Origin of the sequence: Microbacterium allomyrinae (assembly GCF_020682705.1) — a bacterium.
Classification (GTDB): domain Bacteria; phylum Actinomycetota; class Actinomycetes; order Actinomycetales; family Microbacteriaceae; genus Microbacterium; species Microbacterium allomyrinae.
The window spans coordinates 385,554-407,607 of sequence record NZ_JAGTTN010000002.1 but is presented as its reverse complement, the minus strand read 5'-3'; the positions used below and the strand labels follow the sequence as shown (position 1 = coordinate 407,607).

Below are 22,054 nucleotides of genomic sequence, written 5' to 3'. Positions count from 1 at the left end.
TATCGGATCTAGCTTAGTGATGCTTGCGCAGCCCGAGCGTCAGAGCGCGTGCAGCGGCTTGCCTGCGAGAGCCAGGAAGGCTTCGCCCAGTGCTTCGCTCTGCGTCGGGTGCGCGTGGATGAACGGAGCGATGTCTTCGGGGTGCGCCTCCCACCCGACGGCGAGCTGGCCCTCGGTAATGAGTTCGCCGACGCGATCACCCACGAGGTGCACGCCCAGCACAGGTCCGTCCTTCGCGCGGACGACTTTGATGACCCCGCTCGTGCCGAGGATCTCGCTCTTGCCGTTGCCCGCGAGGTTGTACTCATACGCCACCACGCCGTCCGCACCGTGGGCGTCGACGGCCTGAGCCTCGGTGAGTCCGACAGACGCGACCTCGGGGTGGCTGTACGTCACCTTGGGGATCTGCGTGTCGGGGACGACGACAGGATTCAGACCGGCGATCTCCTCGGCCACGAAGATCCCCTGCTGGAAGCCCCGGTGGGCGAGCTGAAGACCGGGGACGATGTCGCCGACGGCCCACACGTGCGCCGTCGACGTGCGCAGTCGTTCATCTGTGATGACGAATCCGCGATCGATGGTGACACCCGCATCCTCGAATCCGAGGCCGGCGGTCGACGGGCCGCGGCCCACGGCGACCAGCAGATAGTCGGCGTCGATCGTCGTGCCGTCCTCGAGGGTCACGGTGACGGCATCCGCCGTCTGGGTCGCGCTCTGGAATCGGACGCCGAGCGAGTATCGGATGCCCCGACGGCGGAAGGCGCGCTCGAGGGCCTTGCTCAGAGTGACGTCCTCGTTCGGGACGAGGTGGTCGAAGGCTTCGACGATGGTGACCTCGGCGCCGAACGAGCGCCACACGCTCGCGAACTCGACGCCGATGACGCCGCCGCCCAGGATCACGACACGGCCGGGGACCACATCGAGTTCGAGGGCGTGCTCGCTCGTGAGTATGCGACCGCCGATCTCGAGGCCCGGCAGCGTACGACTGTAGGAGCCCGTCGCGAGGATCACATCCGTTCCGTGGTACAGATCCTCGCCGACCCGGATCGCCGGACCGGACTCCAGCCGGCCCTCGCCGGCGACCACGGTGATCCCGCGCGCCTTCACGAGGCCTTCGAGGCCTTTGAACTTCTTGGCGACGATCCCCTCGCGGTACGCGCGCACGCCGGCGGGGTCGACGCCGTCGAAAGTAGCGCGGATGCCGATCGCAGAGGCATCCCGCGCGGTCTCGGCCACTTCCGCCGCGTGCAGCAGCGCCTTCGTAGGGATGCAGCCGCGATGCAGGCACGTGCCACCGACCTTGTCCTTCTCGACGAGAGCGACGGACTTGCCGAGCTCGGCGGCGCGCAGCGCGGCGGCGTAGCCGCCGCTGCCTCCGCCGAGGATGACGAGGTCGAAGGTGTGGTCGGTCATCGTGACTCCTCTGTCAGGACGAGGCGGATGAGGCTGCGCACCGTCGCGCCGGTGGCACCCTTGTCAGTGAACCCGTACGGCGCGCCCTTGTGCGTGCCGACGCCGGCGATGTCGAGGTGCACCCACGGGATGCGGGGGGCGTCGGCGTCGTCGCTGGTGCGGCCGACGAAATGCTGCAGGAAGAGCGCCGCGAAGAGCGAACCGCCTGCGGGGTCGCCGATCTTCGCGTTCTGCAGATCGGCGATGGGGGAGTCGAGCTCATCCACCATGTGGGCCGGCAGCGGCAGCTGCCACGCCGGCTCGCCCGACTCTGCCGCAGCGACGAGATACGCGGCAACGGCGTCGTCGTCGCCCATGACGCCGGCATGGCGCGTGCCGAGCGCGACCGTGATGGCGCCCGTCAGCGTAGCGACGTCGACGATCAGGTCGGGGCGCTCACGACTTGCCGCCACCAGCCCGTCCGCGAGGACGAGTCGCCCCTCGGCATCCGTGTTCAGGACCTCGACGGTCGTCCCGTCGAGCATGCGCAGGACGTCGCCGGGCCGTGTCGCGCCGCCCGACGGCATGTTGTCGGAGATGCAGAGCCAGGCCGTCACCCTGACGGCGGCGCCCACGGCTCCGACCGCCCGCAGCACGGCGAGTGCGGTGGCGGCGCCGCACATGTCGTACTTCATGCCGACCATCGACGACGCGGGCTTGAGCGACAACCCGCCCGTGTCGAACGTGATGCCCTTGCCGACGAGCGCGATGTGCCGCGCAGCGCCTTCGGGTGCGTAGTCGAGGCGCACCAGCCGGGGTGGGCGCTCCGATCCCTGTCCGACACCCAGGATTCCGCCGTATCCCTGCTCGCGGAGGGCGACCTCGTCGAGGACCTCCACCGTGACGGGAAGACTCGCGACGGATTCGCTCGCACGCTCCGCGAAGTCGGATGGCCCGAGCCACTCGGCGGGAGTGGTGACCAGATCCTTCACCAGTGCCACCGCCGCGGCGGTCTCGTTCACCAGCCGCAGCGCATCGACGTCGGGCTCGGCGGAACCGTGCACGACGACGCGCGACGCACGAGGCTTGGGCGCATCCGTCTTGTATCCGTCGAACCGATAGCCGCCGAGCGCGGCGCCCTCGGCAGCAGCGGACCAGAGCGCGGGATCGGCGAACGGCGCGGCCGCAGCGATCGTCGCGAAGCCGGTGAGGGTGCGGATCGCCGCGCCCATGGCGTCGCGCAGGGTCGCGGCATCCGGCTGGGCGCCCGTGCCGATGACGGCGAGCGGACGTGTGGTGACCTCGGGGGCGTAGACGCGGACCACGCCGCCCGGGCTCCCTGCGAAACCCACAGCGAGCAGCGCGTCGCGCAGGCCCGGCCAGTCGTCCAGGTCGGGCGACCCCTCGGCGTCGAGCGGCGGCAGCGCCAACAGAAGCGCGTCTGCTTCGGACTCTCGGATCGGTGCAGTGCTGTACTCGAGGTCGGGAAACGACATGCGCTCCATCCTAGGGATTCGACTGTTCGCTCTGAGCACGACCACTGCGACCCGACGCTGCCGCCTGGCTCGTAGCATGGAGGCATGCCCTTCCCCGGTCCGCTGTACGAGCGTTCGGCATCCGCGCCGCCGGTGCCCCGTGGGCTGCCTCTGGTCATCGCCCTCACGGGGTTCACCGATGCGGGCAGCGCCGTGAGCCGCGTGATCGACTACTTCCGCGACGATCTGGCGCCGACACCCCTCGTGGTGTTCTCGAACGATTCACTGCTCGACTACCGTGCGCGCCGGCCGACGATCTCGTTCGAGAAGGATCATCTGACGGACTACCGCCCGGCCCGGCTCGAGCTCTCGTTCGCTCACGATGCGCTCGGACAGCCGTTCCTGCTGCTCGCCGGGTACGAGCCCGACTTCGGATGGGATGCCTTCGCCGAGTCCGTCGTCGAGTTCACCGAGCATTACGGCGTGTCGACCGTCACATGGGTCCATGCCATCCCCATGCCGGTGCCGCACACGCGCCCGATCGGCACCACGGTGAGCGGCACCCGCACCGAGCTGACCGAGGCCCACTCCGTCTGGCAGCCCCACACCCAGGTGCCGGCGACCGCGGGACATCTGTTGGAGTACCGGCTCGCCGCGGTGGGCGCGCGCATCGCGGGATTCGTCCTGCTGATCCCGCACTATCTCGGCGACACCGAGTTCCCCGCCGCAGCCCTCGCGGCGCTGGACAGCCTCACCGTCGCCACCGGCCTGGTGTTCGCGGGAGACGAACTGCGCGACGAGAACCGCGACTACCTGGCGAAGGTCACCGATCAGATCGAGGGCAGCGACGAGCTCGCCCGCATGGTGCAGGGTCTTGAAGAGCGATACGACGCCTATATGGCCGGATCCACGCTCGCGACGCCGATGATCCACACTGGTGATCTGCCCAGCGCCGACGAACTCGCCGCCGAGTTGGAGCGGTTCCTCGCAACTCGGCCGGCTGAGGACGACAAACGCGGCTCCTGAGCGGAATTCACCGGGAACCCGACGCGTTGAACCTTTCAGAGGTCCGTGCGGGCATGCTGGTGGGGCGATACTGGCGACGCACGGCAAGTATGAGATACTGGATGCCCTGACCCATTGTCAACCAGCTTCATGAGACTTTTCAGCGAAGCGGGGACTTGACAAGGGTCTTACTAGTGTCCGTAATCGACCGGAGGCATGGGCGCATGCCGACCGGTGAAAGGCGAAACGTGACTCCAGGCACGAACACCAAGGCCCGTGCGGCCGCGAAGGACACCGAGGCGGACGAGACGATCGTCGCCGAGGCCGACGCGAAGACGGCAGCCAAGACGAAGGCGGCCCCGAAGGCGAAGGCAGCCCCCAAGGGCAAGGCCGCGCCCAAGACGGCGGCGAAGCGCGGCGCGAAGGCGGACGACGAGTTCGAGGACGGCGCCGAGGAGCTCGACGACGACGTCGAACTCGTGGACGACGCCGACGACGATTCGACCGACGACACCGCGAAGCCCGCGGCGAAGCGGGGCGCGAAGACCGAAGGGGACGACGCTGCCGCCTCGGACGACGCCGAGGACGAGGAGGACGAGGAGAACACGAAGCCCGCGTTCACCGAGCCGCTCCCGACCGGCGCGATCGTCATCTCCTCCTCGGACGACGAGGATGTGCCGGTCTATTCGACGCAGATCACCGGCGCGACCGCCGATCCTGTCAAGGACTACCTGAAGCAGATCGGCAAGGTGCCGCTCCTGAACGCGGCCGAAGAGGTCGAGCTGGCGATGCGCATCGAGGCGGGTCTGTTCGCCGAAGAGAAGCTCTCGCACATGTCTGCGGCCGAGAAGACGTCGCAGACGGGACTCGACCTGCAATGGGTCGCCCGCGACGGGCAGCGCGCCAAGAGCCACCTGCTGGGCGCGAACCTGCGACTGGTCGTCTCACTCGCCAAGCGCTACACCGGGCGTGGCATGCAGTTCCTGGACCTGATCCAGGAGGGCAACCTCGGTCTGATCCGCGCGGTGGAGAAGTTCGACTACACCAAGGGCTTCAAGTTCTCGACGTACGCGACGTGGTGGATCCGTCAGGCCATCACGCGCGCCATGGCCGACCAGGCGCGCACGATCCGCATCCCGGTCCACATGGTCGAGGTCATCAACAAGCTGGCGCGCGTGCAGCGTCAGATGCTGCAGGATCTGGGACGTGAGCCCACGCCCGAAGAGCTCAGCCGCGAACTCGATATGACCCCCGAGAAGGTCATCGAGGTGCAGAAGTACGGCCGTGAGCCGATCTCGCTGCACACCCCGCTCGGCGAGGACGGCGACAGCGAGTTCGGCGACCTGATCGAGGACACCGAGGCCGTGGTCCCTGCCGACGCGGTCGGGTTCACGATGCTGCAACGCCAGCTCGAGTCTCTCCTCGACTCGCTCTCGGAGCGCGAGGCCGGCGTGATCCGGATGCGCTTCGGTCTCGGCGACGGTCAGCCCAAGACACTCGACCAGATCGGCGACACGTTCGGGGTCACCCGCGAACGCATCCGCCAGATCGAGTCCAAGACGATGGCGAAGCTGCGGCATCCGTCGCGTTCGCAGTCGCTGCGGGACTACCTCGAGTGAGCGAAGCGAACGCCGGCAAGGCGCTCACTGTTCAGATCGAAGGCTCCTCGTTCGCCCGCATCCCGATCCGCACGCGGGTCGTGATGCCGGGCGACGATCTCGATGCCTTCGTGCGGGAGTACGCCGCAGATCTCGTGCGTGAGGGCGACCTGCTGTTCGTCACCGAGAAGATCGTCGCGATCACCCAGGGTCGGTCCTACCTCGTCGAGGACATCACGCCGCGAAAGCTCGCGCTGTTCCTGTCGAAGTACGTGACGCGGACACCCTACGGAATCGGTCTCGGCATGCCCGAGACGATGGAGATGGCGCTGCGGGAGTGCGGCACGCCGCGCATCCTGCTCGCGTCCGCGGTGGCAGCGGTGACCAAGGCGTTCGGTCGCAAGGGCGACTTCTATCGCATCGCGGGCGACAAGGCACGAGCCATCGACGGGCCGACGAGTGGGACCATCCCGCCGTACAACAAGGCCGTGGTTCTCGGGCCGGACCGTCCGCGCGAGGTCGCGAAGCACCTGAAGACACTGCTCGGCGGCGTGCCGGAGGTCGCGGTGGTCGACATCAACGACCTCGGCGGCAACATTCTCGGATCGACGCTCGACAGCGCGGGGGAGAAGCGCCTGGTCGCGATCCTCAAGGACAACCCTCTCGGGCAGGGACACCAATCCACCCCGCTCGGGATCGTTCGCGCCATCTGACGAGTTCACGAAGAAGGCGCGGCCCCTCGGGGCCGCGCCTTCTTCGTGTCAGAACCCGATCGCTGCGCGGTAGCGCGGCTTGTGGCCGGTACGGATCCCGGTGACGCTGGGCTTGTTCTCGTAGACCCCGGCTCCCCAGTTGCCTTCGACGAGTACGGGCCCATCGGGCGTCACGACGATGTCCCAGCCGACGTACTGCACCTGCGGCACGACGCGCGCCACCTGATCTACGAACGTCTTCACCTCGTCGATCATGGGCAGCTGGAACTCGGCGATGACCGCTCCGCTGTCAGGGTGCTGGCGGTGCACGTGCCCGTGTGAGTCGTAGCCGGGCCCGACGGCGCGACCGCCGTCGTCGAGCATCGTGTAGAAGCCGCCGAACGTCATCTGGTCGCTCACGGCGCCGCGGCCGAACTTCTGCGCGATCGCGAGGATGTGCGTCTTCTCACCGTCGAAGAACGCGGTCACGCGTGTCGTGTTCACCGTGCCCGGGCAGACGGCTGCAAGGTCGGCATGCTGGCGGATGACCTCTTCGATCAGCAGCTCGCCGCGCTGCAGCAGGCCGGCATGGAAGTCGTTCCAATCCTGGATGTCGGCGGCGTGATAGCGGTGAACTCCCGTACCTGCCTGGCCGACCGGCTCCTTCGTGACGATCGTGCCGTGCGCGAGGGTGAAGGTCTTGACCGCCTCGGCGTTGCCGCGTTCGACGACCATCCAGTCGCGGCGGAGGAAGTCACTGAAGACCCGATCGAACTCGACCTTGTCCTGGAACAGCAGACGATAGTCGGGGTGGTCGAACTTCTGCGACAACTCGTTGGACACGGGATGGGTCATGTACGTGTCGCGCTCGGCGCGGTTCAGGATCGCGAAGTCGTAGTCGACGTAGTCCTGGAACCCCACCTGGCGGAAACCCGCCGACCACAGCATGTCGGCGAGCACCGCGGGGGTCCACTTGCCGTGATCGCGCGAGGTCTCCCTGGCGCGTTCGATCACCGAGCCCACGTCGATGCGCCGAGCGCGTGCGGCGAGGTAGCGAAGGCGGTTCGAAAGGGCGAGGCCCTGAGAAGGCATGCGTGCTCCGGGGTCGGGTTCGGGGGACCCCGATAGTCTAGGCGCGCCTCCCGGTAGGCTCGTGTGATGAGCCGCGCGATCCCTGGGCACGATGTGTCGGTGCCCGGATCCAGCCCTCGCAGCGGCCCCGTCGCCCGTGTGTCGCACGGTGTGCTGGCCGCGAACGCCCGACTGGCCTCAGCGAGCGGCATACGGTGCTTCGACGCGTCGATCCTGATGGCGGATGCCTGGGGTCACGGCGTCGAGCTGGTGCGGCAGGTCCTGGAACGCCACGCAATCACCCCGTCGATGCACCCCGATACGGCGCATGCGCCGGCTCTCCACGGCCACTCGCTCTATGGCCTCCCCGGGGGGGATCCGGCCGCGACGCCGGCCCTGCGGCTCACCGGCACGGTGCTCTCGGTCAAGGACCTGCGCGCCGGCGAGGGAGTCTCCTACGGCTATGCCTATCGGGCCCCGCACGACACCCGCGTGGCGCTCGTGACGGGCGGCTATGCGCAGGGCGTCGTTCGCGCGCTCGGCGGCGCCGTGGACGTGTGGCTCGCAGGAGAGCGGCATCCGATCGTCGGGCGCGTGGCGATGGATGTCTGCGTCGTCGAGATCGCGAACGCCCAGACGGCACGGGGCGACGAGGCACTGTTCCTCGGTGACCCGGCTCAGGGTGAGCCCTCCCTCGTGGAATGGACGCGCGCGAGCGGTCTGGACGCGGCGGAGCTGATCACCACGGTCGGACTTCGAGCGATCCGCGAGGCCTCAGCGTGAGCACTCACCTGCGGGTCGATCTCGACGCTATCCGCGGCAATATCGCGCGTATTCGGGCGACGGTCGCCCCGGCAGGCCTCATGCTGGTCGTCAAGGACGATGCCTACGGACACGGACTGGGCCCGATCGTGCGCACCGCCGCAGCTGCCGGCGTCGAGTGGTTCGGCGCATTCGACGTGCGCACCGGGAGTGCCGTGCGAGCGGAGCTGGGCTCGCGCGCGAGGATCTTCGCGTGGATCGCCGCTTCGCGGGAAGATCTCGAGGTCGCGATCGCAGACGAGCTCGACCTCGGCATCGGCGACAGTGCCCTGCTCGAAGATCTGGCGGATGCCGCGCGCAGCGCCAGCACGCCGGCACGGGTACATCTCAAGATCGATACGGGACTGCATCGCAACGGTGTGCGTCCGGAGAACTGGCCGGGATTCGTCACGCGCGCAGCCGAGCTCGAGGCGGACGGCACGATCGATGTCGTAGGCGTGTGGAGTCACATCGCTGAAGCGTCCGATGCGGACGACGACGACGCGCGCACGATTTTCGACTGGGCGATCGCGCATGCGCGGCGGGTAGGACTCCGCCCGTCGATGCGTCACCTCGCCGCCAGTGCGGCTGCGTTCGCCAGACCCGAGTTCCGCTATGACATGGTCCGGGTCGGAGCGTTCTGCTACGGCATCCGTTCCGCCGGCGGGCCTTCTGCCACGGATCTCGGCCTGGTGCCCGCCGCCTCTTTGAATGCCGACGTGGTGTCCGTCGAGGACGACGCCGTCACCATCGGCATCGGCGCTCTAGACGGAGTGCCGTCATCACTCGCCGGCCTGGCCGAGGTGGGCACACCCGACGGTGCACGGCGGCTCATGAGCGTCGACACTGCGTCGCGAGTGGAGACGTGGCCGGGCGCTGCAGTGGGCGACGTCGTCACCGTCTACGGCGCAGGCGACCGCGGGGAGAGCAGCGCGACCGACCTCGCCGAGATCATCGGAACGATCGGGGAGGAGATCGCGGTGCGCGTATCTCCGCTCGTGCCGCGCGAGTACGTGGGCGGCTGACCGAAGGTCAGACCGACTCTGCCAGCCGGGCGGTCTCGTCGTGCCAGGACGTCGCGATCGAGCGGAGCTTCTCTTCGTATTTACGACCGTGGTGGGCGCAGAACAGCAATTCGCTGCCGTTGACCTCCGCGGCGATGTACGCCTGAGCGCCGCAGGAATCGCAGCGGTCCGCAGCGGTGAGTCGGTGCTCGAGGACGGCAGCGGCCTCAGTCGGTGTCGATAGCGTGTTCATCTCGGTGCCTCCTCGTACATCTAGAACTCTCGTGCCGGTGATGAAATACAACCACGGCGATGTTTCAAGAATGCCGCGAACCAGTGACATTTCGCTGAGCGCGTACGCGGAACACCCCTGAAGCGTGTCTGCACGGGTGCTGTCGGAGCCCCGATTACCATAGGAGATTGTGACCTCCGAGTACTCCGCCCATCATCTGCAGGTGCTCGAAGGGCTTGAAGCGGTCCGCAAGCGCCCCGGCATGTACATCGGCTCGACTGACTCGCGCGGCCTCATGCACTGCCTGTGGGAAATCATCGACAACTCCGTCGACGAGGCTCTCGCCGGCCACGGCACGCGCATCGAGATCGTGCTGCACGCCGACGGGAGCGTCGAAGTGCGTGACCGGGCACGCGGCATCCCGGTCGACATCGAACCGCGGACGGGTCTCACCGGGGTCGAGGTGGTCTTCACCAAGCTCCACGCCGGCGGAAAGTTCGGCGGCGGGTCGTACGCCGCATCGGGAGGCCTCCACGGCGTGGGCGCCTCGGTCGTGAACGCGCTGTCCGCGCGCCTCGACGTCGAGGTCGACCGCGGCGGCAAGACCTGGGCGATGTCGTTCCACCGCGGCGAGCCGGGCATCTTCTCCAACGGCAGCCCCGAATCCGCATTCACACCCTTCGAGAAGAGTTCGGAGCTTCGCGTGGCGGGCCGGGCGGCGAAGGGCGTCACCGGCACGCGCATCCGCTACTGGGCGGATCCGCAGATCTTCACGAAGGATGCCGCCTTCAACCTGCAGGACCTCGAGCAGCGCGCCCGTCAGACCGCGTTCCTGGTCCCGGGACTCGAGATCGTCATCCGTGACGAGCGTGCGAGCGAGAGCGGCGCCGAGGCGATCGAGACGAGCTACCGCTTCGACGGCGGAATCTCGGAGTTCGCCGACTTCCTCGCCCCCGACGCGCCGATCACCGAGACCTGGCGCCTCACCGGCTCGGGTACGTTCACCGAGACCGTTCCGGTGCTGCAGGCCTCCGGGACGATGGTGCCGACCGAACTCGAGCGCGTGTGCGAGGTCGACATCGCCGTACGCTGGGGAACGGGCTACGAGACGAGCAGCCGCTCTTTCGTCAACATCATCGCGACGCCCAAGGGCGGCACGCACCAGGCCGGATTCGAGCTCGGCCTCATGAAGGTGCTTCGCACACAGGTCGAGCAGAACGCCCGCCGTCTCAAGGTCGGAAACGACAAACTCGAGAAGGACGACATCCTCGCCGGCCTCACCGCCGTTCTCACCGTTCGACTTCCCGAACCTCAGTTCGAAGGCCAGACGAAAGAGGTCCTGGGCACCCCGGCCGTTCGCCAGATCGTCGCGAATGTCGTCACCCGCGAGCTGACCGCTCGCTTCACATCGGCCAAACGCGACGACAAGGCCCAGTCGGCACTGCTGCTGGACAAGATCGTCTCCGAGATGAAGGCGCGCATCTCGGCACGCACGCACAAAGAGACTCAGCGACGCAAGAACGCACTCGAATCGTCGTCGCTGCCCTCGAAGCTGGCGGACTGCCGTTCGAACGACGTTGCCGATTCGGAGCTGTTCATCGTCGAGGGAGACTCGGCCCTCGGCACGGCCAAGCTCGCCCGCAACAGCGAGTATCAGGCGCTGCTTCCCATCCGGGGCAAGATCCTCAACGTGCAGAAGGCCTCGGTCAGCGACATGCTCTCCAACGCCGAATGCGCCGCGATCATCCAGGTGATCGGCGCGGGATCCGGCCGATCATTCGATCTCGATGTCGCTCGCTACGGCAAGATCATCCTGATGAGCGACGCCGACGTCGACGGTGCCCACATCCGCACACTGCTCCTCACACTGTTCTTCCGGTACATGCGCCCGCTCATCGACGAAGGCCGCGTCTACGCCGCTGTGCCGCCGCTGCACCGCGTCGTCGTCATGAATCCGGGCACCAAGCCGAACGAGACCATCTACACGTATTCCGAGCAGGAGCTCCATGCCCTGCTGACGAAGCTCACGAAGTCGGGCAAGCGGTGGCAGGAGCCCGTGCAGCGCTACAAGGGGCTGGGCGAGATGGACGCGGATCAGCTCGCCACAACGACGATGGATCGCGCCGGTCGCACCCTGCGTCGCGTGCGAATGCAGGATGCCGAATCCGCAGCATCCGTGTTCGAACTGCTCATGGGCAATGACGTCGCACCACGCAAGGAGTTCATCATCGACTCCAGCGACCGCCTGGTGCGCGAACGCATCGACGCCTGAGTCGGCGTTCCGGCACGTCAGCGCCCGGCTCAGCGAACCCCGGTGCCGACCGCGCCGACGACGCCGTCCAAGGGTGTCCCCGAGGCATCCCGCTTGGCACCTGGCTCGGGCAGTGCGCGCGTCGCGCCGTCCGTGCCGACACCGCGCGGATCCGTTCCCACCCAGGCGAGGGTGAGTGCGTCTTCGCCCTTGAGGAAGCGCTGCGCGCGGACGCCGCCGGTCGCTCGGCCCTTCGCCGGGAACTCGCTGAACGGCGACACCTTCGCGCTGCCCGCGTCGGTGCCGGCCAGCGCCGTGGTCGAGCCCGCGACGGTCACGACCACCGCCCCGAAGTCCGATGGCCCGACGACGTCGAACGAGATCGCCTCAGCACCATCCGTCAGCCGGATGCCGGCCATCCCGCCCGCGGACCGGCCCTGCGTGCGAACCGACGACGCATCGAAGCGCAGTAGCTGGGCGTCGCTCGCAACGAAGACGAGCTCCGCACCATCCGACGCGGTCGCCGCGCCCAGGACCCTGTCGCCGTCTCTCAGCGCAATGATCTCGATGTCGTGCTTCGTTCCGATCTCGCCCGCGGCGACGCGCTTGACCACGCCCTGCTGCGTGCCCAGGGCGATCGGCGGCCCGTCCGTCAGCGGCACGAGGCCGACGACATGCTCACCGCTGCCGAGTCCGAGATACTGGTCGGCGCGAGTTCCCGCGGCGAGCTGAACCGAGTTGCCGGGCACCGACGGCAGGTCGACGGGGGAGAAGCGAACGAGCCTGCCGGCGCTCGTGACCGCTCCGAGGTCGCCGCGCGTCGTGGCGTCGACCGATGCGCGGATCGCGTCGTGCTTGGAGCGCCGCGCCGGCGGGACGATTCCGCCGTTGGGGGCGTCGGCGGCCACTTCGGCCCGCACCATGCGCCCGGTCGCGGAGAGGAAGACGCGGCACGGTGCATCGGCGATCTGCAGATCGGCCGTGGCAGCCGCGGCGCGCGAACGAGGCTGGACCGGACCGCCGTTCAGAAGCAGAGTGCGCCGCGGGGTGCCGAATGCCTCGGCCGCGGCATCCAGCTCGCGCGCGACCAACGCACGAAGCAGCACCTCGCTGGCCAGCAGCTCCTCGAGCTGGGCGATCTCGGCCTTGAGGGTGTCGCGCTCGGCCTCGAGTTCGATGCGGGAGAAGCGCGTGAGTCGACGCAGTCGCAGTTCCAGGATGTACTCGGCCTGCAGGTGGGAGAGATCGAAGACGTCGATGAGCCGTGCACGCGCCTGCTCGCTGTCGTCCGAGGCGCGGATCACCTGGATGACCTCGTCGATGTCGACGATGGCGACGAGCAGCCCCTCGACGAGGTGCAGTCGCTCTTTGCGACGAGCCAGGCGGAACTGGCTGCGCCGGGTGACCACGTTGATGCGGTGATCCAGATACACGCGAAGCAGTTCGCGCAGCCCGAGCGTCTGCGGCTGCCCCTCGACGAGCGCGACGTTGTTGATGCTGAAGGAGTCTTCGAGCGGCGTGAGCCGGTACAGGTGATCGAGCACGGCCTGGGGGTCGAACCCCGTCTTGATGCCGATGACCAGACGCAGGCCGTGGTGCCGGTCGGTCAGATCGTTGACGTCGGCAATACCCTGGAGCTTCTTGGCGTTGACAGCGTCCTTGATCTTGTCGATGATGCGCTCGGGACCGACGAGGTAGGGAAGCTCGGTGACCACGAGCCCCATGCGACGCGGTCCCAGTGATTCCACCGATACCTTCGCGCGGGTGCGGAAGCTCCCGCGCCCCGCGGTGTAGGCATCCTTGATGCCGTCGAGACCCACGATGATGCCGCCGCCGGGAAGATCGGGGCCAGGTACGAACTCCATGAGTTCTTCGACCGTCGCCTCGGGGTTGTCGAGCAGGTGGATCGCCGCGCCGACGACCTCGATGAGGTTGTGGGGCGCCATATTGGTCGCCATGCCGACCGCGATGCCGGTGGTGCCGTTCACGAGCAGGTTCGGGAACGCCGCCGGCAGCACTTCGGGCTGCTGGAACTGTCCGTCGTAGTTCGGGATGAAGTCGACGACGTCTTCGTCGAGGTTCTCGGTGAGCGCAAGAGCGGGGGGCGCGAGTCGCGCCTCGGTGTAGCGGGGCGCCGCAGGGCCGTCGTCGAGGGAGCCGAAGTTGCCGTGCCCGTCGACGAGGGGCACGCGCAGCGAGAAGGGCTGCGCGAGACGCACCAAGGCATCGTAGATCGGGGCATCTCCGTGGGGGTGGAGCTTTCCCATCACCTCGCCGACGACGCGGGCGCTCTTGACGTGCCCGCGATCGGGCCGCAGGCCCATGTCCGCCATCTGGAAGAGGATGCGCCGCTGTACCGGCTTGAGACCGTCACGCGCGTCGGGGAGCGCGCGCGAATAGATGACGGAGTACGCGTACTCGAGGAACGACGTCTGCATCTCTGACGAGACGTCGACGTCCTCGATGCGACCGTGGTCTGCAGGAGTGGAGTCGGTGCGGGATGCGGGCATGACGATGAGGCCTCGGGTGACGGCGGAGCGGCTGGGGCCTGCGTGCGGTGTGCGAGACTGGCCCCGATGTCCCTCAGCCTACCCGTGGACCCGCCGCGCGCCCGGAGCCTCACCCGTGTCGTGCCCGAGATGTCGGCCGCACTCGAGGGGCGCTCGGAGTGGTTCGCCCCTGCGCGAAGTGCCATCGTCTGGGTGATCGACGGTCTCGGTGCGCACAACCTCGCATCCCACACCGGTCACGCGCGCTTTCTGGCGGAGGCGAGGACGAAGCGGGATGTCGCGCGCACGGTGTTCCCGTCGACGACGGCCGCCGCGCTCACCAGCCTGCTCACGGGCACGACACCGGGGGAACATGGCATCGTCGGGTATCGCGCGCGGATTCCTGGAACCGATCATGTCGTGAACCAGCTGCGTGGATGGGATACCGACGGGCTTCCGCATTCGTTCCAGCGTGCGACCCCACTGCCCCAGACGCTGGGCCGCCCCTTCTTCACCGTCACCAGGCCGATGTACGCCGGCACCGGATTCACCGAGGTCACGCTCGGCGGCGCGCAGTTCCACGGTGCCGAAGACCTCGACGAACGGGTGCGACTCGCGGCGGACCTCGCGGCGCGGCATCCGGGCTCTCTCACGTATCTGTACGCCCCGGATCTCGACGCGATCGGCCACAAGCGCGGCTGGCAGTCCGCCGAATGGGTGGCGGCCTTGGAACGGGTGGATGCCGCGGCCCGCACGCTCGCCGGGTCGCTCTCGTCCGGCACCGGGCTCATCGTCACCTCGGATCACGGCATGGTCGATGTCCCGCGTCACCGTCACGTCCTGCTCGCGGACGGTGATCCGCTCCTCGACGGCGTACGGCTCATCGGGGGCGAACCTCGCATGCTGCACCTCTACACCGAGCCTGGCACCGCCGCCGACGTGCTCGCGCGCTGGCGGGAGACCGAAGGCGAGCGGTCCTGGGTGGCATCTCGCGCCGAATTGATCGCCTCCGGCGTGATGGGCGCCGTCGCCCCCGAGGTCTACGAGCGCATCGGCGACGTCGTCGTCGCCCCCCGTGCAGGAATCGCATATTACGACGACCGTCTCAGCGACAAGGGGCCGCAGAAGATGGTGGGTCAGCACGGCTCTCTCACCGACGAAGAGCGGATCGTGCCGCTTCTCCGGCTCGGCGCATTCGCCTGAGGCCGATCGACTCAGTCGTCGGTGCGTGCGCCGAAGACGATCTCGTCCCACGACGGCATCGAGGTGCGGCCCTTGCGGCGCCCTGCCTCGGCGACCGCCTGCGAAGCAGCCTGATGTTCGGAGCCGTCGGCCGGACCCTGGTCGTCCGGCGCCTCGTCGTATCCCGGCTCGAGCGCATCGAACAGCGCGACCGGCGCCGAGCCTCGCGGCGCAGAGGTGGTGACCTCGTCGGAACCTGGGAGCGGCTCGCGCTGACCGCGGCGGCGCCGCAGCGCCTCGAGCAGGTCGGCTGTCTCGGCCGAGGTCACGGTGGGCTCACTGGCCCGCTTGATGGCCGCCTGTTGCACCGCGGGAGCGGTCGGTACGGGAAGATCAGGCGACTCCAGATCGGCATCGGGGAGCCGACGCGGACCGAAGGCACCGCTGTCGAAGCGGGAGTCGTCCTTGGGCGGCACGCTCTCGAGCGCGCGCAGGCGGGGGATCAGGCCGTCGGGGAGTGATCCCTGCCGAGAGAGCTGGATGGCGTCGGCGTTGAGTGGCGACAGCGTGCTGCGCCGCGGGTCGAACCCCCAACGCGCGTCGTGGGCGACGTCGTTCGCTGTGAACTCGAGCTTGACGATCCAGCCGGTCGGCTCTTTCCAGCTCGTCCAGCGCTCGCCTGTGGCACCGGCCTCCGCGAGCTTCGCACGTACCGCGGAGCCGAAGGTCACCTGGCCGTCGCCTTCGAAGTCCCCGCCGAGAAGAACCGGCACCGCCAGCGCCTGTCCGGCGATGTGCTCGCGCTCGGCGAGGACGGGGCTTTCGAATCGCACAACGTCCTCGACGCGTGCGCCCAAGAGCGCGGCCACCTCGTCTGCCGAGAGTCCGGCACGGATGTGCGACTGGATCTCACGGGGACTGGGACGGACGGTCTGCACATCCGCGTCGCGTTCACGACGGGCCTTGCGCAACTCGACACGGAGCACATCGTCGACGTCGAGCGAAAACCTCTCGCCGGACTCCGTCGCCAGGATGAGCTTGTCGTCCTCGGTTCCGATGACCTTGAGCTGCTCCATGCGAACGCCCCTCCGATCCTGCGTGTTCGCCCATGGTGTCATAGCGAACCGCATGCGCCGGGAATATCCAGCGCGTGGCGCGAGTTTCACGCGAACGCACGGTCAGTGTTCTTTCCCCTCGCATTTGCGTATTGGGATTCGGTCGTGCAAACTATGGCCGCCCGAAAGGGCGTGCAACCGCGATACCCGGAAGTTGAGACCTCGACGCATGGCCACCGATTACGACGCCCCCCGCAAGACCGAGGATGACAGTGAGTCGATCGAAGCGCTCAAGGAGCGTGTTCCCGACAAGCTCTCGGGTTCGGTCGACGTGGAGGACGCCGACAACCCCTCGGGCTTCGAACTCCCCGGTGCCGATCTGTCGGACCTGGAGCTCGACGTCGTCGTGCTCCCCCCGCAGGAAGACGAGTTCACCTGTGTGAACTGCTTCCTGGTCAAGCACCGTTCGCAGCTCGATCACGACACCGCTGACGGACCTATCTGCGCGGAGTGCTCCGCGTAGCCTGAGCCCGCCGCAACGCGGCCGAGAGCCGATCCGGCGTCCGCGACGAGATGACCCACATCGTCGTCGGGTCGTCGGGATCGGCGACCGGCGTGACCACGACGCCGTCGATCCCGCCCCGTATCAGGTGCCAGGATCGCGGGTCGAGCCCCGCACCACGCGCGTGCCGCGCGTCGTCTCCCACATGCACCTCGGGTTCTCCCAGGAACTCGACGTCGATATGCGCCCGTCCCGCGCGAAGCTCTCCGTCGCGCACTTCCACGACCGGGGAAGCCATCAGGAGCAGCACGATCAGCACGACTCCGACCCCTACCCCGATCGCCAGTGCGAGCGTCGTGTCTATGGGAGTGACGACGAGCGCCGTCATCGGCGCGACGACCGCCGCCGAGACCAGGATCCACAAGGAGGGCCCGAGTCTCTCTCGATAGACGTCGGCCCTGGTCTTGCGCGCTGTCTTCTGCATTACCCTCGTTGGGTGACTGAAACGGTGGACGTCCTCATTATCGCCCCCGACGCCCCCGCGTACGCGCACCCCGGGGATGCCGGAGCCGACCTCGTCGCGGCGGAGGCCGTTCGACTCGAACCCGGCCAGCGGGCGATGGTCGGAACGGGAGTGCGTATCGCGCTTCCGGAGGGGCATGTCGCATTCGTCGTACCCCGCAGCGGCCTGGCCGCCAAGCACGGCATCACTGTCGTCAATGCTCCCGGCACCGTGGACGCCGGCTACCGGGGCGAGATCAAGGTCATCCTGCTCAACACCGACGCCGAGCACGCCCATGACATCGCGGTCGGCGATCGCATCGCGCAGATGATCGTGATGCCGGTTCCGCGCACCCGATTCATTCCTGTGGAGACGCTGCCCGACAGCGCTCGAGGCGAAGGCGGCTTCGGCTCCACCGGCTACCAGAAGGACGGAGTCCTCGCATGACTGATCCCACCCCCGACGACGCGCCGCAGTCGAACACGCCCGAGGACCGCAGCACCGCGGGCCCCTTCGACGAGTCCGAGGCGAACCCGGTCCGGCCCTACATCGACCTCGGCGGAATCAAGATCCTTCCGCGTGAAGGCCTGAACCTGCGTCTCGAGGTCGAGGAGCAGACCAAGCGCATCGTCGCGGTCGGCCTGGACTACGCCGGTTCGACCCTGCAGGTGCAGCCGTTCGCCGCGCCCCGCTCGAACGGGCTGTGGGAGGAGACGCGCGAGCAGATCCGCCAGCAGATCCGCCAGCAGGGCGGACGGGTCGAAGAGCGAGAAGGACCTCTCGGTCCCGAACTCTTGGCCGAGGTTCCCGTCGTCGCCGGACCCGACAGCACAGCGGGCAAGCGTCTCGCGCGCTTCATCGGGATCGACGGACCGCGCTGGTTCCTGCGCGGCGTGATCGGCGGCGCGGCGACCTCGGACGTCGAGGCCGCGGCGAAGATCGAGGACCTCTTCCGCTCCATCGTCGTCGTGCGCGGCGGCTCGCCGATGCCGCCCCGCGATCTCATTCCACTGCGCATGCCGGCCACGCCGGGCGTCGCGTGAGCGACGACGCGCGCACGAACGGCCCGATCGAGGACGGACCCGAGCCGGCGAACGAGCCTCAGCCGTCGGCATCCGACATGCTCGGCGCCGCACTCGGGAGTGCGGCGCGGCGAGCCGGCATGGACCCCGCAGAGGGCAAGAGCACCGGTCACGTCGTGTGGGCGGCGATGGGCGGATGGCGCGGTGTCCTCGAGTCGGTACTGCCCGGCCTGGTCTTCATCCTCGCCTACACCGTCACGATCGACCGCGAGAGCGGGGACGGAAACCTCTGGCTCGCCTTGGGTCTGTCGGTGGGAATCGCCGCGGCGTTCACGATCGCCCGACTCATCGCCCGGCAGCCGGTCACCGCCGCGGTCAGCGGTCTCGTCGCGGCCGGCGTCGCCGCCGCGTTCGCCGCGTTCACGGGCGAGGCGACCAACAACTTCATCCCGGGTTTCGTGACGAATGCGCTCTACGGAACCGCGTTCCTCGTCTCGGCGTTCATCGGATGGTCTCTCATCGGGCTCGCCTCGGGCTTCCTCATGGGCGAGGGAACAGCCTGGCGCGCCGACAAGCGCAAGCGTCGCGTGTACTTCTGGCTCGCGATCGCGTGGGCGGGGCTCTTCGCGGCGCGGCTGCTCGTACAGCTCCCGTTCTATTTCGCCGGCGACGTGACGGCACTCGGAACCCTCAAGCTCGTGATGGGGCTGCCGTTGTTCGCACCACTCGTCGCCGTCACGTGGCTCGCCGTCCGCGCGCTCTATCCGCAGACTCCGAAGTGATATATTTATCTTGACATCAAGATAAATTCTCCCCGAGTGGATTAGGTTGACCTCACTAGCAGAGGCGCCCAGGCCAGGGGAAGATGGGGAGGACCGGGCCCACGGCCCGCTCCCGCCGCCGACGAAGGAGACAGACGTGTCCACGGTTGACAGCTTCGGTGCCAAGAGCACCCTGACGGTCGGCAGCACCGACTACGAGATCTTCCGCGTCGACACCGTCCCCGGTTTCGAGAAGCTCCCGTTCAGCCTCAAGGTGCTCCTGGAGAATCTCCTCCGCACCGAAGACGGCGCGAATGTGACCAAGGCTCAGATCGAAGCGCTCGGATCATGGGATGCCGCGGCCGAGCCCGACACCGAGATCCAGTTCACCCCGGCGCGCGTGGTCATGCAGGACTTCACCGGCGTGCCCTGCATCGTCGACCTCGCCACCATGCGCGAGGCCGTCGAGGCGCTCGGCGGAGACGCCAATAGGATCAATCCGCTCTCGCCTGCGGAGATGGTGATCGACCACTCGGTCATCGCAGACCTCTTCGGCACCGAGAACGCACTCGAGCGCAACGTCGAGATCGAGTACGAGCGCAACGGCGAGCGGTACCAGTTCCTCCGCTGGGGGCAGACGGCCTTCGACGACTTCAAGGTCGTCCCGCCGGGCACCGGCATCGTCCACCAGGTCAACATCGAGCACCTCGCGAAGGTCATCTACGACCGCAGCGTCGGCGGCGTGCTGCGCGCCTACCCCGACACCTGCGTGGGCACCGACTCCCACACCACCATGGTCAACGGCCTGGGCGTGCTCGGCTGGGGCGTCGGCGGCATCGAGGCCGAGGCTGCGATGCTGGGTCAACCCGTGTCGATGCTGATCCCGCGAGTGGTCGGCTTCAAGCTGACCGGCGAGATCCCCGCCGGTGTCACAGCGACCGACGTCGTCCTCACGATCACCGACCTGCTCCGCAAGCACGGCGTGGTCGGCAAGTTCGTCGAGTTCTACGGCGCAGGCGTCGGCTCGGTGCCGCTGGCCAACCGCGCCACCATCGGCAACATGAGCCCGGAGTTCGGCTCCACCGCCGCGATGTTCCCCATCGACGACGTGACCCTCGACTACCTGCGTCTCACCGGCCGCAGCGACGAGTCCGTCGCCCTCGTCGAGCAGTACGCGAAGGTCCAGAAGCTGTGGCACGACGCGTCGCACGAGCCGACCTTCAGCGAGTACATGGAACTCGACCTCTCGACGGTCGTCCCCTCGATCGCCGGGCCCAAGCGCCCGCAGGACCGCATCCTGCTGTCGGAGGCGAAGACGCAGTTCGAGAAGGACATCCTCAACTACGCGGCACCGACCACGTCCGCAGACATCGTCGACCTCGAGTCGAAGCACTCCTTCCCCGCATCGGACCCCGGCGCCGCGCCTGGTGACGAGCACGAGGAGACGCGCATCGTCCACATCTCCAGCGGCGGTCCCGCCGCGGCCTCCAAGCCGGTCAAGGTCCGCACTCCCGACGGCACGTCCTACATCCTCGACAACGGCGCCGTGACGCTGGCAGCGATCACGTCGTGCACGAACACGTCGAACCCCTCGGTGATGCTCGCAGCCGGCCTTCTCGCGCGCAAGGCCGTCGAGAAGGGCCTGAAGAGCAAGCCGTGGGTGAAGACCACGCTCGGCCCCGGCTCGAAGGTCGTCACCGACTACTACGAGAAGTCCGGCCTCGACAAGGATCTCGAGAGCCTCGGATTCTTCACGGTCGGCTACGGCTGCACGATCTGCATCGGCAACTCGGGACCCTTGATCGAAGAGGTGTCGGCCGCGATCAACGACCACGATCTCGCCGTCACCGCCGTGCTGTCGGGCAACCGCAACTTCGAAGGGCGCATCAGCCCGGACGTGAAGATGAACTACCTCGCGTCGCCGCCGCTCGTCGTCGCCTACGCCCTCGCCGGATCGATGCACTTCGACTTCGAGACCGACCCGCTCGGCACCGACACCGAGGGCAACGACGTCTTCCTCAAGGACATCTGGCCCACGCCGGAGGAAGTGCAGGCGACGATCGACACGTCGATCTCGCGCGAGCAGTTCATCAAGCAGTACGCCACCGTGTTCGAGGGCGACGACCGCTGGAAGAACCTCCCGACCCCGGATGACTCCGTCTTCCAGTGGGACGAGAACTCGACCTACGTGCGCAAGGCGCCGTACTTCGACGGCATGACGATGGAGCTGACGCCGGTCAGCGACATTCACGGCGCGCGCGTTATGGCGACGCTCGGCGACTCGGTCACGACCGACCACATCTCGCCGGCCGGCAACATCAAGGCGGGCACCCCCGCGGCGCGGTACCTCACCGAGCACGGCGTGGCGCAGAAGGACTTCAACTCGTTCGGTTCGCGCCGCGGCAATCACGAGGTCATGATCCGCGGCACGTTCGCGAACATCCGACTGAAGAATCTGCTCGTGTCCGCGGTCAACGACGGTGCGGTCGTCGAGGGCGGCTACACGCGCGACTTCACGCAGGAGGGCGGCCCGCAGTCGTTCATCTACGACGCGTGCGAGAACTACCAGGCACAGGGAACCCCGCTGGTCGTCTTCGGCGGCAAGGAGTACGGCTCGGGTTCGTCGCGTGACTGGGCCGCCAAGGGAACCAGCCTGCTGGGCGTCAAGGCGGTCATCACCGAGAGCTTCGAGCGCATTCACCGCTCGAACCTGATCGGCATGGGCGTCGTGCCCCTTCAGTTCCCGGCCGGTCAGAGCTGGGAGTCGCTTGGCCTCGACGGCACCGAGATCGTCTCGATCGAGGGCCTCGAACAGCTCAACGAGGGCGTCACACCGAAGACCGTCAAGGTCACGGCAGCCCCGAGCGAGTTCTCGGCCGCCGGCAAAGAGACGATCACCTTCGACGCGGTCGTTCGCATCGACACGCCCGGCGAAGCCGACTACTACCGCAACGGCGGCATCCTGCAGTACGTGCTGCGGTCACTGGTCTGACATCGATCGCTGAGGGGCCGGACGCGGT

General features: G+C 67.9%; 19 protein-coding genes. 12 read left to right on the top strand and 7 right to left on the bottom strand.

The window, feature by feature from the left end; genetic code table 11:
- Nucleotides 1-39 precede the first annotated feature (39 nt).
- A complete protein-coding gene (gene lpdA / locus KEC57_RS08260) occupies nt 40-1,413 on the bottom strand; it encodes a dihydrolipoyl dehydrogenase (protein ID WP_229384087.1) in 1,374 nt (457 codons plus the stop codon).
- Nucleotides 1,410-2,888 (bottom strand): leucyl aminopeptidase, encoded by a 1,479-nt coding sequence (locus KEC57_RS08255; protein ID WP_229384086.1) that lies wholly within the window; start codon nt 2,886-2,888, stop codon nt 1,410-1,412. The genes lpdA and KEC57_RS08255 overlap by 4 nt, the downstream gene beginning before the upstream one ends.
- 84 nt (nt 2,889-2,972) lie before the next feature.
- Between KEC57_RS08255 and KEC57_RS08250 the strand changes: the two genes are divergently transcribed.
- The 3 genes from KEC57_RS08250 to KEC57_RS08240 all read left to right on the top strand — a co-directional run bounded on the left by KEC57_RS08250 (nt 2,973) and on the right by KEC57_RS08240 (nt 6,183).
- Nucleotides 2,973-3,893 (top strand): PAC2 family protein, encoded by a 921-nt coding sequence (locus KEC57_RS08250; RefSeq protein ID WP_229384085.1) that lies wholly within the window; start codon nt 2,973-2,975, stop codon nt 3,891-3,893.
- A 227-nt stretch (nt 3,894-4,120) separates the two neighbouring features.
- On the top strand, nt 4,121-5,491 hold the full coding sequence (locus KEC57_RS08245; protein WP_229384084.1) for an RNA polymerase sigma factor: 1,371 nt from the start codon (nt 4,121-4,123) through the stop codon (nt 5,489-5,491).
- On the top strand, nt 5,488-6,183 hold the full coding sequence (locus KEC57_RS08240) for a coenzyme F420-0:L-glutamate ligase (RefSeq protein WP_229384083.1): 696 nt from the start codon (nt 5,488-5,490) through the stop codon (nt 6,181-6,183). Before KEC57_RS08245 ends, KEC57_RS08240 begins: the two co-directional genes overlap by 4 nt.
- A gap of 48 nt (nt 6,184-6,231) precedes the next feature.
- Here KEC57_RS08240 and KEC57_RS08235 read toward each other — a convergent pair whose 3' ends face one another.
- Entirely contained in the window at nt 6,232-7,254 is a 1,023-nt protein-coding gene (locus tag KEC57_RS08235) for a sugar-transfer associated ATP-grasp domain-containing protein (protein WP_229384082.1), read from the bottom strand.
- 66 nt (nt 7,255-7,320) lie between these two features.
- Between KEC57_RS08235 and KEC57_RS08230 the strand changes: the two genes are divergently transcribed.
- Together KEC57_RS08230 and KEC57_RS08225 are read left to right on the top strand one after the other, a co-directional pair.
- Nucleotides 7,321-8,016 carry an alanine racemase C-terminal domain-containing protein gene (locus KEC57_RS08230; protein ID WP_229384081.1) on the top strand — a complete coding sequence of 232 codons (696 nt, stop codon included), beginning with the start codon at nt 7,321-7,323 and terminating at the stop codon, nt 8,014-8,016.
- Nucleotides 8,013-9,059: an alanine racemase gene (locus KEC57_RS08225; RefSeq protein WP_229384080.1), complete on the top strand. Its 1,047-nt coding sequence runs from the start codon at nt 8,013-8,015 to the stop codon at nt 9,057-9,059. The genes KEC57_RS08230 and KEC57_RS08225 overlap by 4 nt, the downstream gene beginning before the upstream one ends.
- A 7-nt stretch (nt 9,060-9,066) precedes the next feature.
- Here KEC57_RS08225 and KEC57_RS08220 read toward each other — a convergent pair whose 3' ends face one another.
- Nucleotides 9,067-9,291: a DUF7455 domain-containing protein gene (locus KEC57_RS08220; protein WP_229384079.1), complete on the bottom strand. Its 225-nt coding sequence runs from the start codon at nt 9,289-9,291 to the stop codon at nt 9,067-9,069.
- A 166-nt stretch (nt 9,292-9,457) separates the two neighbouring features.
- Between KEC57_RS08220 and KEC57_RS08215 the strand changes: the two genes are divergently transcribed.
- The gene (locus KEC57_RS08215; protein ID WP_229384416.1) at nt 9,458-11,542 is read left to right on the top strand and encodes a DNA gyrase/topoisomerase IV subunit B; all 2,085 of its coding nucleotides are present in this window, start codon (nt 9,458-9,460) and stop codon (nt 11,540-11,542) included.
- Between the two features lie 29 nt (nt 11,543-11,571).
- Here the strand turns inward: KEC57_RS08215 and KEC57_RS08210 are convergent, their stop codons facing one another.
- Nucleotides 11,572-14,031 carry a DNA gyrase/topoisomerase IV subunit A gene (locus KEC57_RS08210; protein ID WP_229384078.1) on the bottom strand — a complete coding sequence of 820 codons (2,460 nt, stop codon included), beginning with the start codon at nt 14,029-14,031 and terminating at the stop codon, nt 11,572-11,574.
- A 66-nt stretch (nt 14,032-14,097) separates the two neighbouring features.
- Between KEC57_RS08210 and KEC57_RS08205 the strand changes: the two genes are divergently transcribed.
- Entirely contained in the window at nt 14,098-15,213 is a 1,116-nt protein-coding gene (locus KEC57_RS08205; protein ID WP_229384077.1) for an alkaline phosphatase family protein, read from the top strand.
- An 11-nt stretch (nt 15,214-15,224) separates the two neighbouring features.
- On the opposite strand, the gene sepH is transcribed toward KEC57_RS08205, so the two are convergent.
- A complete protein-coding gene (gene sepH / locus KEC57_RS08200; RefSeq protein ID WP_229384076.1) occupies nt 15,225-16,268 on the bottom strand; it encodes a septation protein SepH in 1,044 nt (347 codons plus the stop codon).
- 208 nt (nt 16,269-16,476) lie between these two features.
- Between sepH and KEC57_RS08195 the strand changes: the two genes are divergently transcribed.
- Entirely contained in the window at nt 16,477-16,770 is a 294-nt protein-coding gene (locus tag KEC57_RS08195) for a DUF4193 domain-containing protein (RefSeq protein ID WP_229384075.1), read from the top strand.
- Here KEC57_RS08195 and KEC57_RS08190 read toward each other — a convergent pair.
- Nucleotides 16,745-17,233 carry a DUF3093 domain-containing protein gene (locus KEC57_RS08190; RefSeq protein ID WP_229384074.1) on the bottom strand — a complete coding sequence of 163 codons (489 nt, stop codon included), beginning with the start codon at nt 17,231-17,233 and terminating at the stop codon, nt 16,745-16,747. The genes KEC57_RS08195 and KEC57_RS08190 overlap by 26 nt on opposite strands.
- A 12-nt stretch (nt 17,234-17,245) precedes the next feature.
- Between KEC57_RS08190 and dut the strand changes: the two genes are divergently transcribed.
- The 4 genes from dut (at nt 17,246) to KEC57_RS08170 (ending at nt 22,026) form a co-directional block, all read left to right on the top strand.
- The gene (dut, locus tag KEC57_RS08185; protein WP_229384073.1) at nt 17,246-17,698 is read left to right on the top strand and encodes a dUTP diphosphatase; all 453 of its coding nucleotides are present in this window, start codon (nt 17,246-17,248) and stop codon (nt 17,696-17,698) included.
- Nucleotides 17,695-18,294, top strand: coding sequence for a DUF3710 domain-containing protein (locus KEC57_RS08180; RefSeq protein WP_229384072.1), 600 nt, complete (start codon nt 17,695-17,697; stop codon nt 18,292-18,294). The genes dut and KEC57_RS08180 overlap by 4 nt, the downstream gene beginning before the upstream one ends.
- A complete protein-coding gene (locus KEC57_RS08175) occupies nt 18,291-19,055 on the top strand; it encodes a DUF3159 domain-containing protein (protein WP_372456991.1) in 765 nt (254 codons plus the stop codon). The genes KEC57_RS08180 and KEC57_RS08175 overlap by 4 nt, the downstream gene beginning before the upstream one ends.
- A gap of 136 nt (nt 19,056-19,191) precedes the next feature.
- The gene (locus KEC57_RS08170) at nt 19,192-22,026 is read left to right on the top strand and encodes an aconitate hydratase (protein ID WP_229384071.1); all 2,835 of its coding nucleotides are present in this window, start codon (nt 19,192-19,194) and stop codon (nt 22,024-22,026) included.
- Nucleotides 22,027-22,054 lie beyond the last annotated feature (28 nt).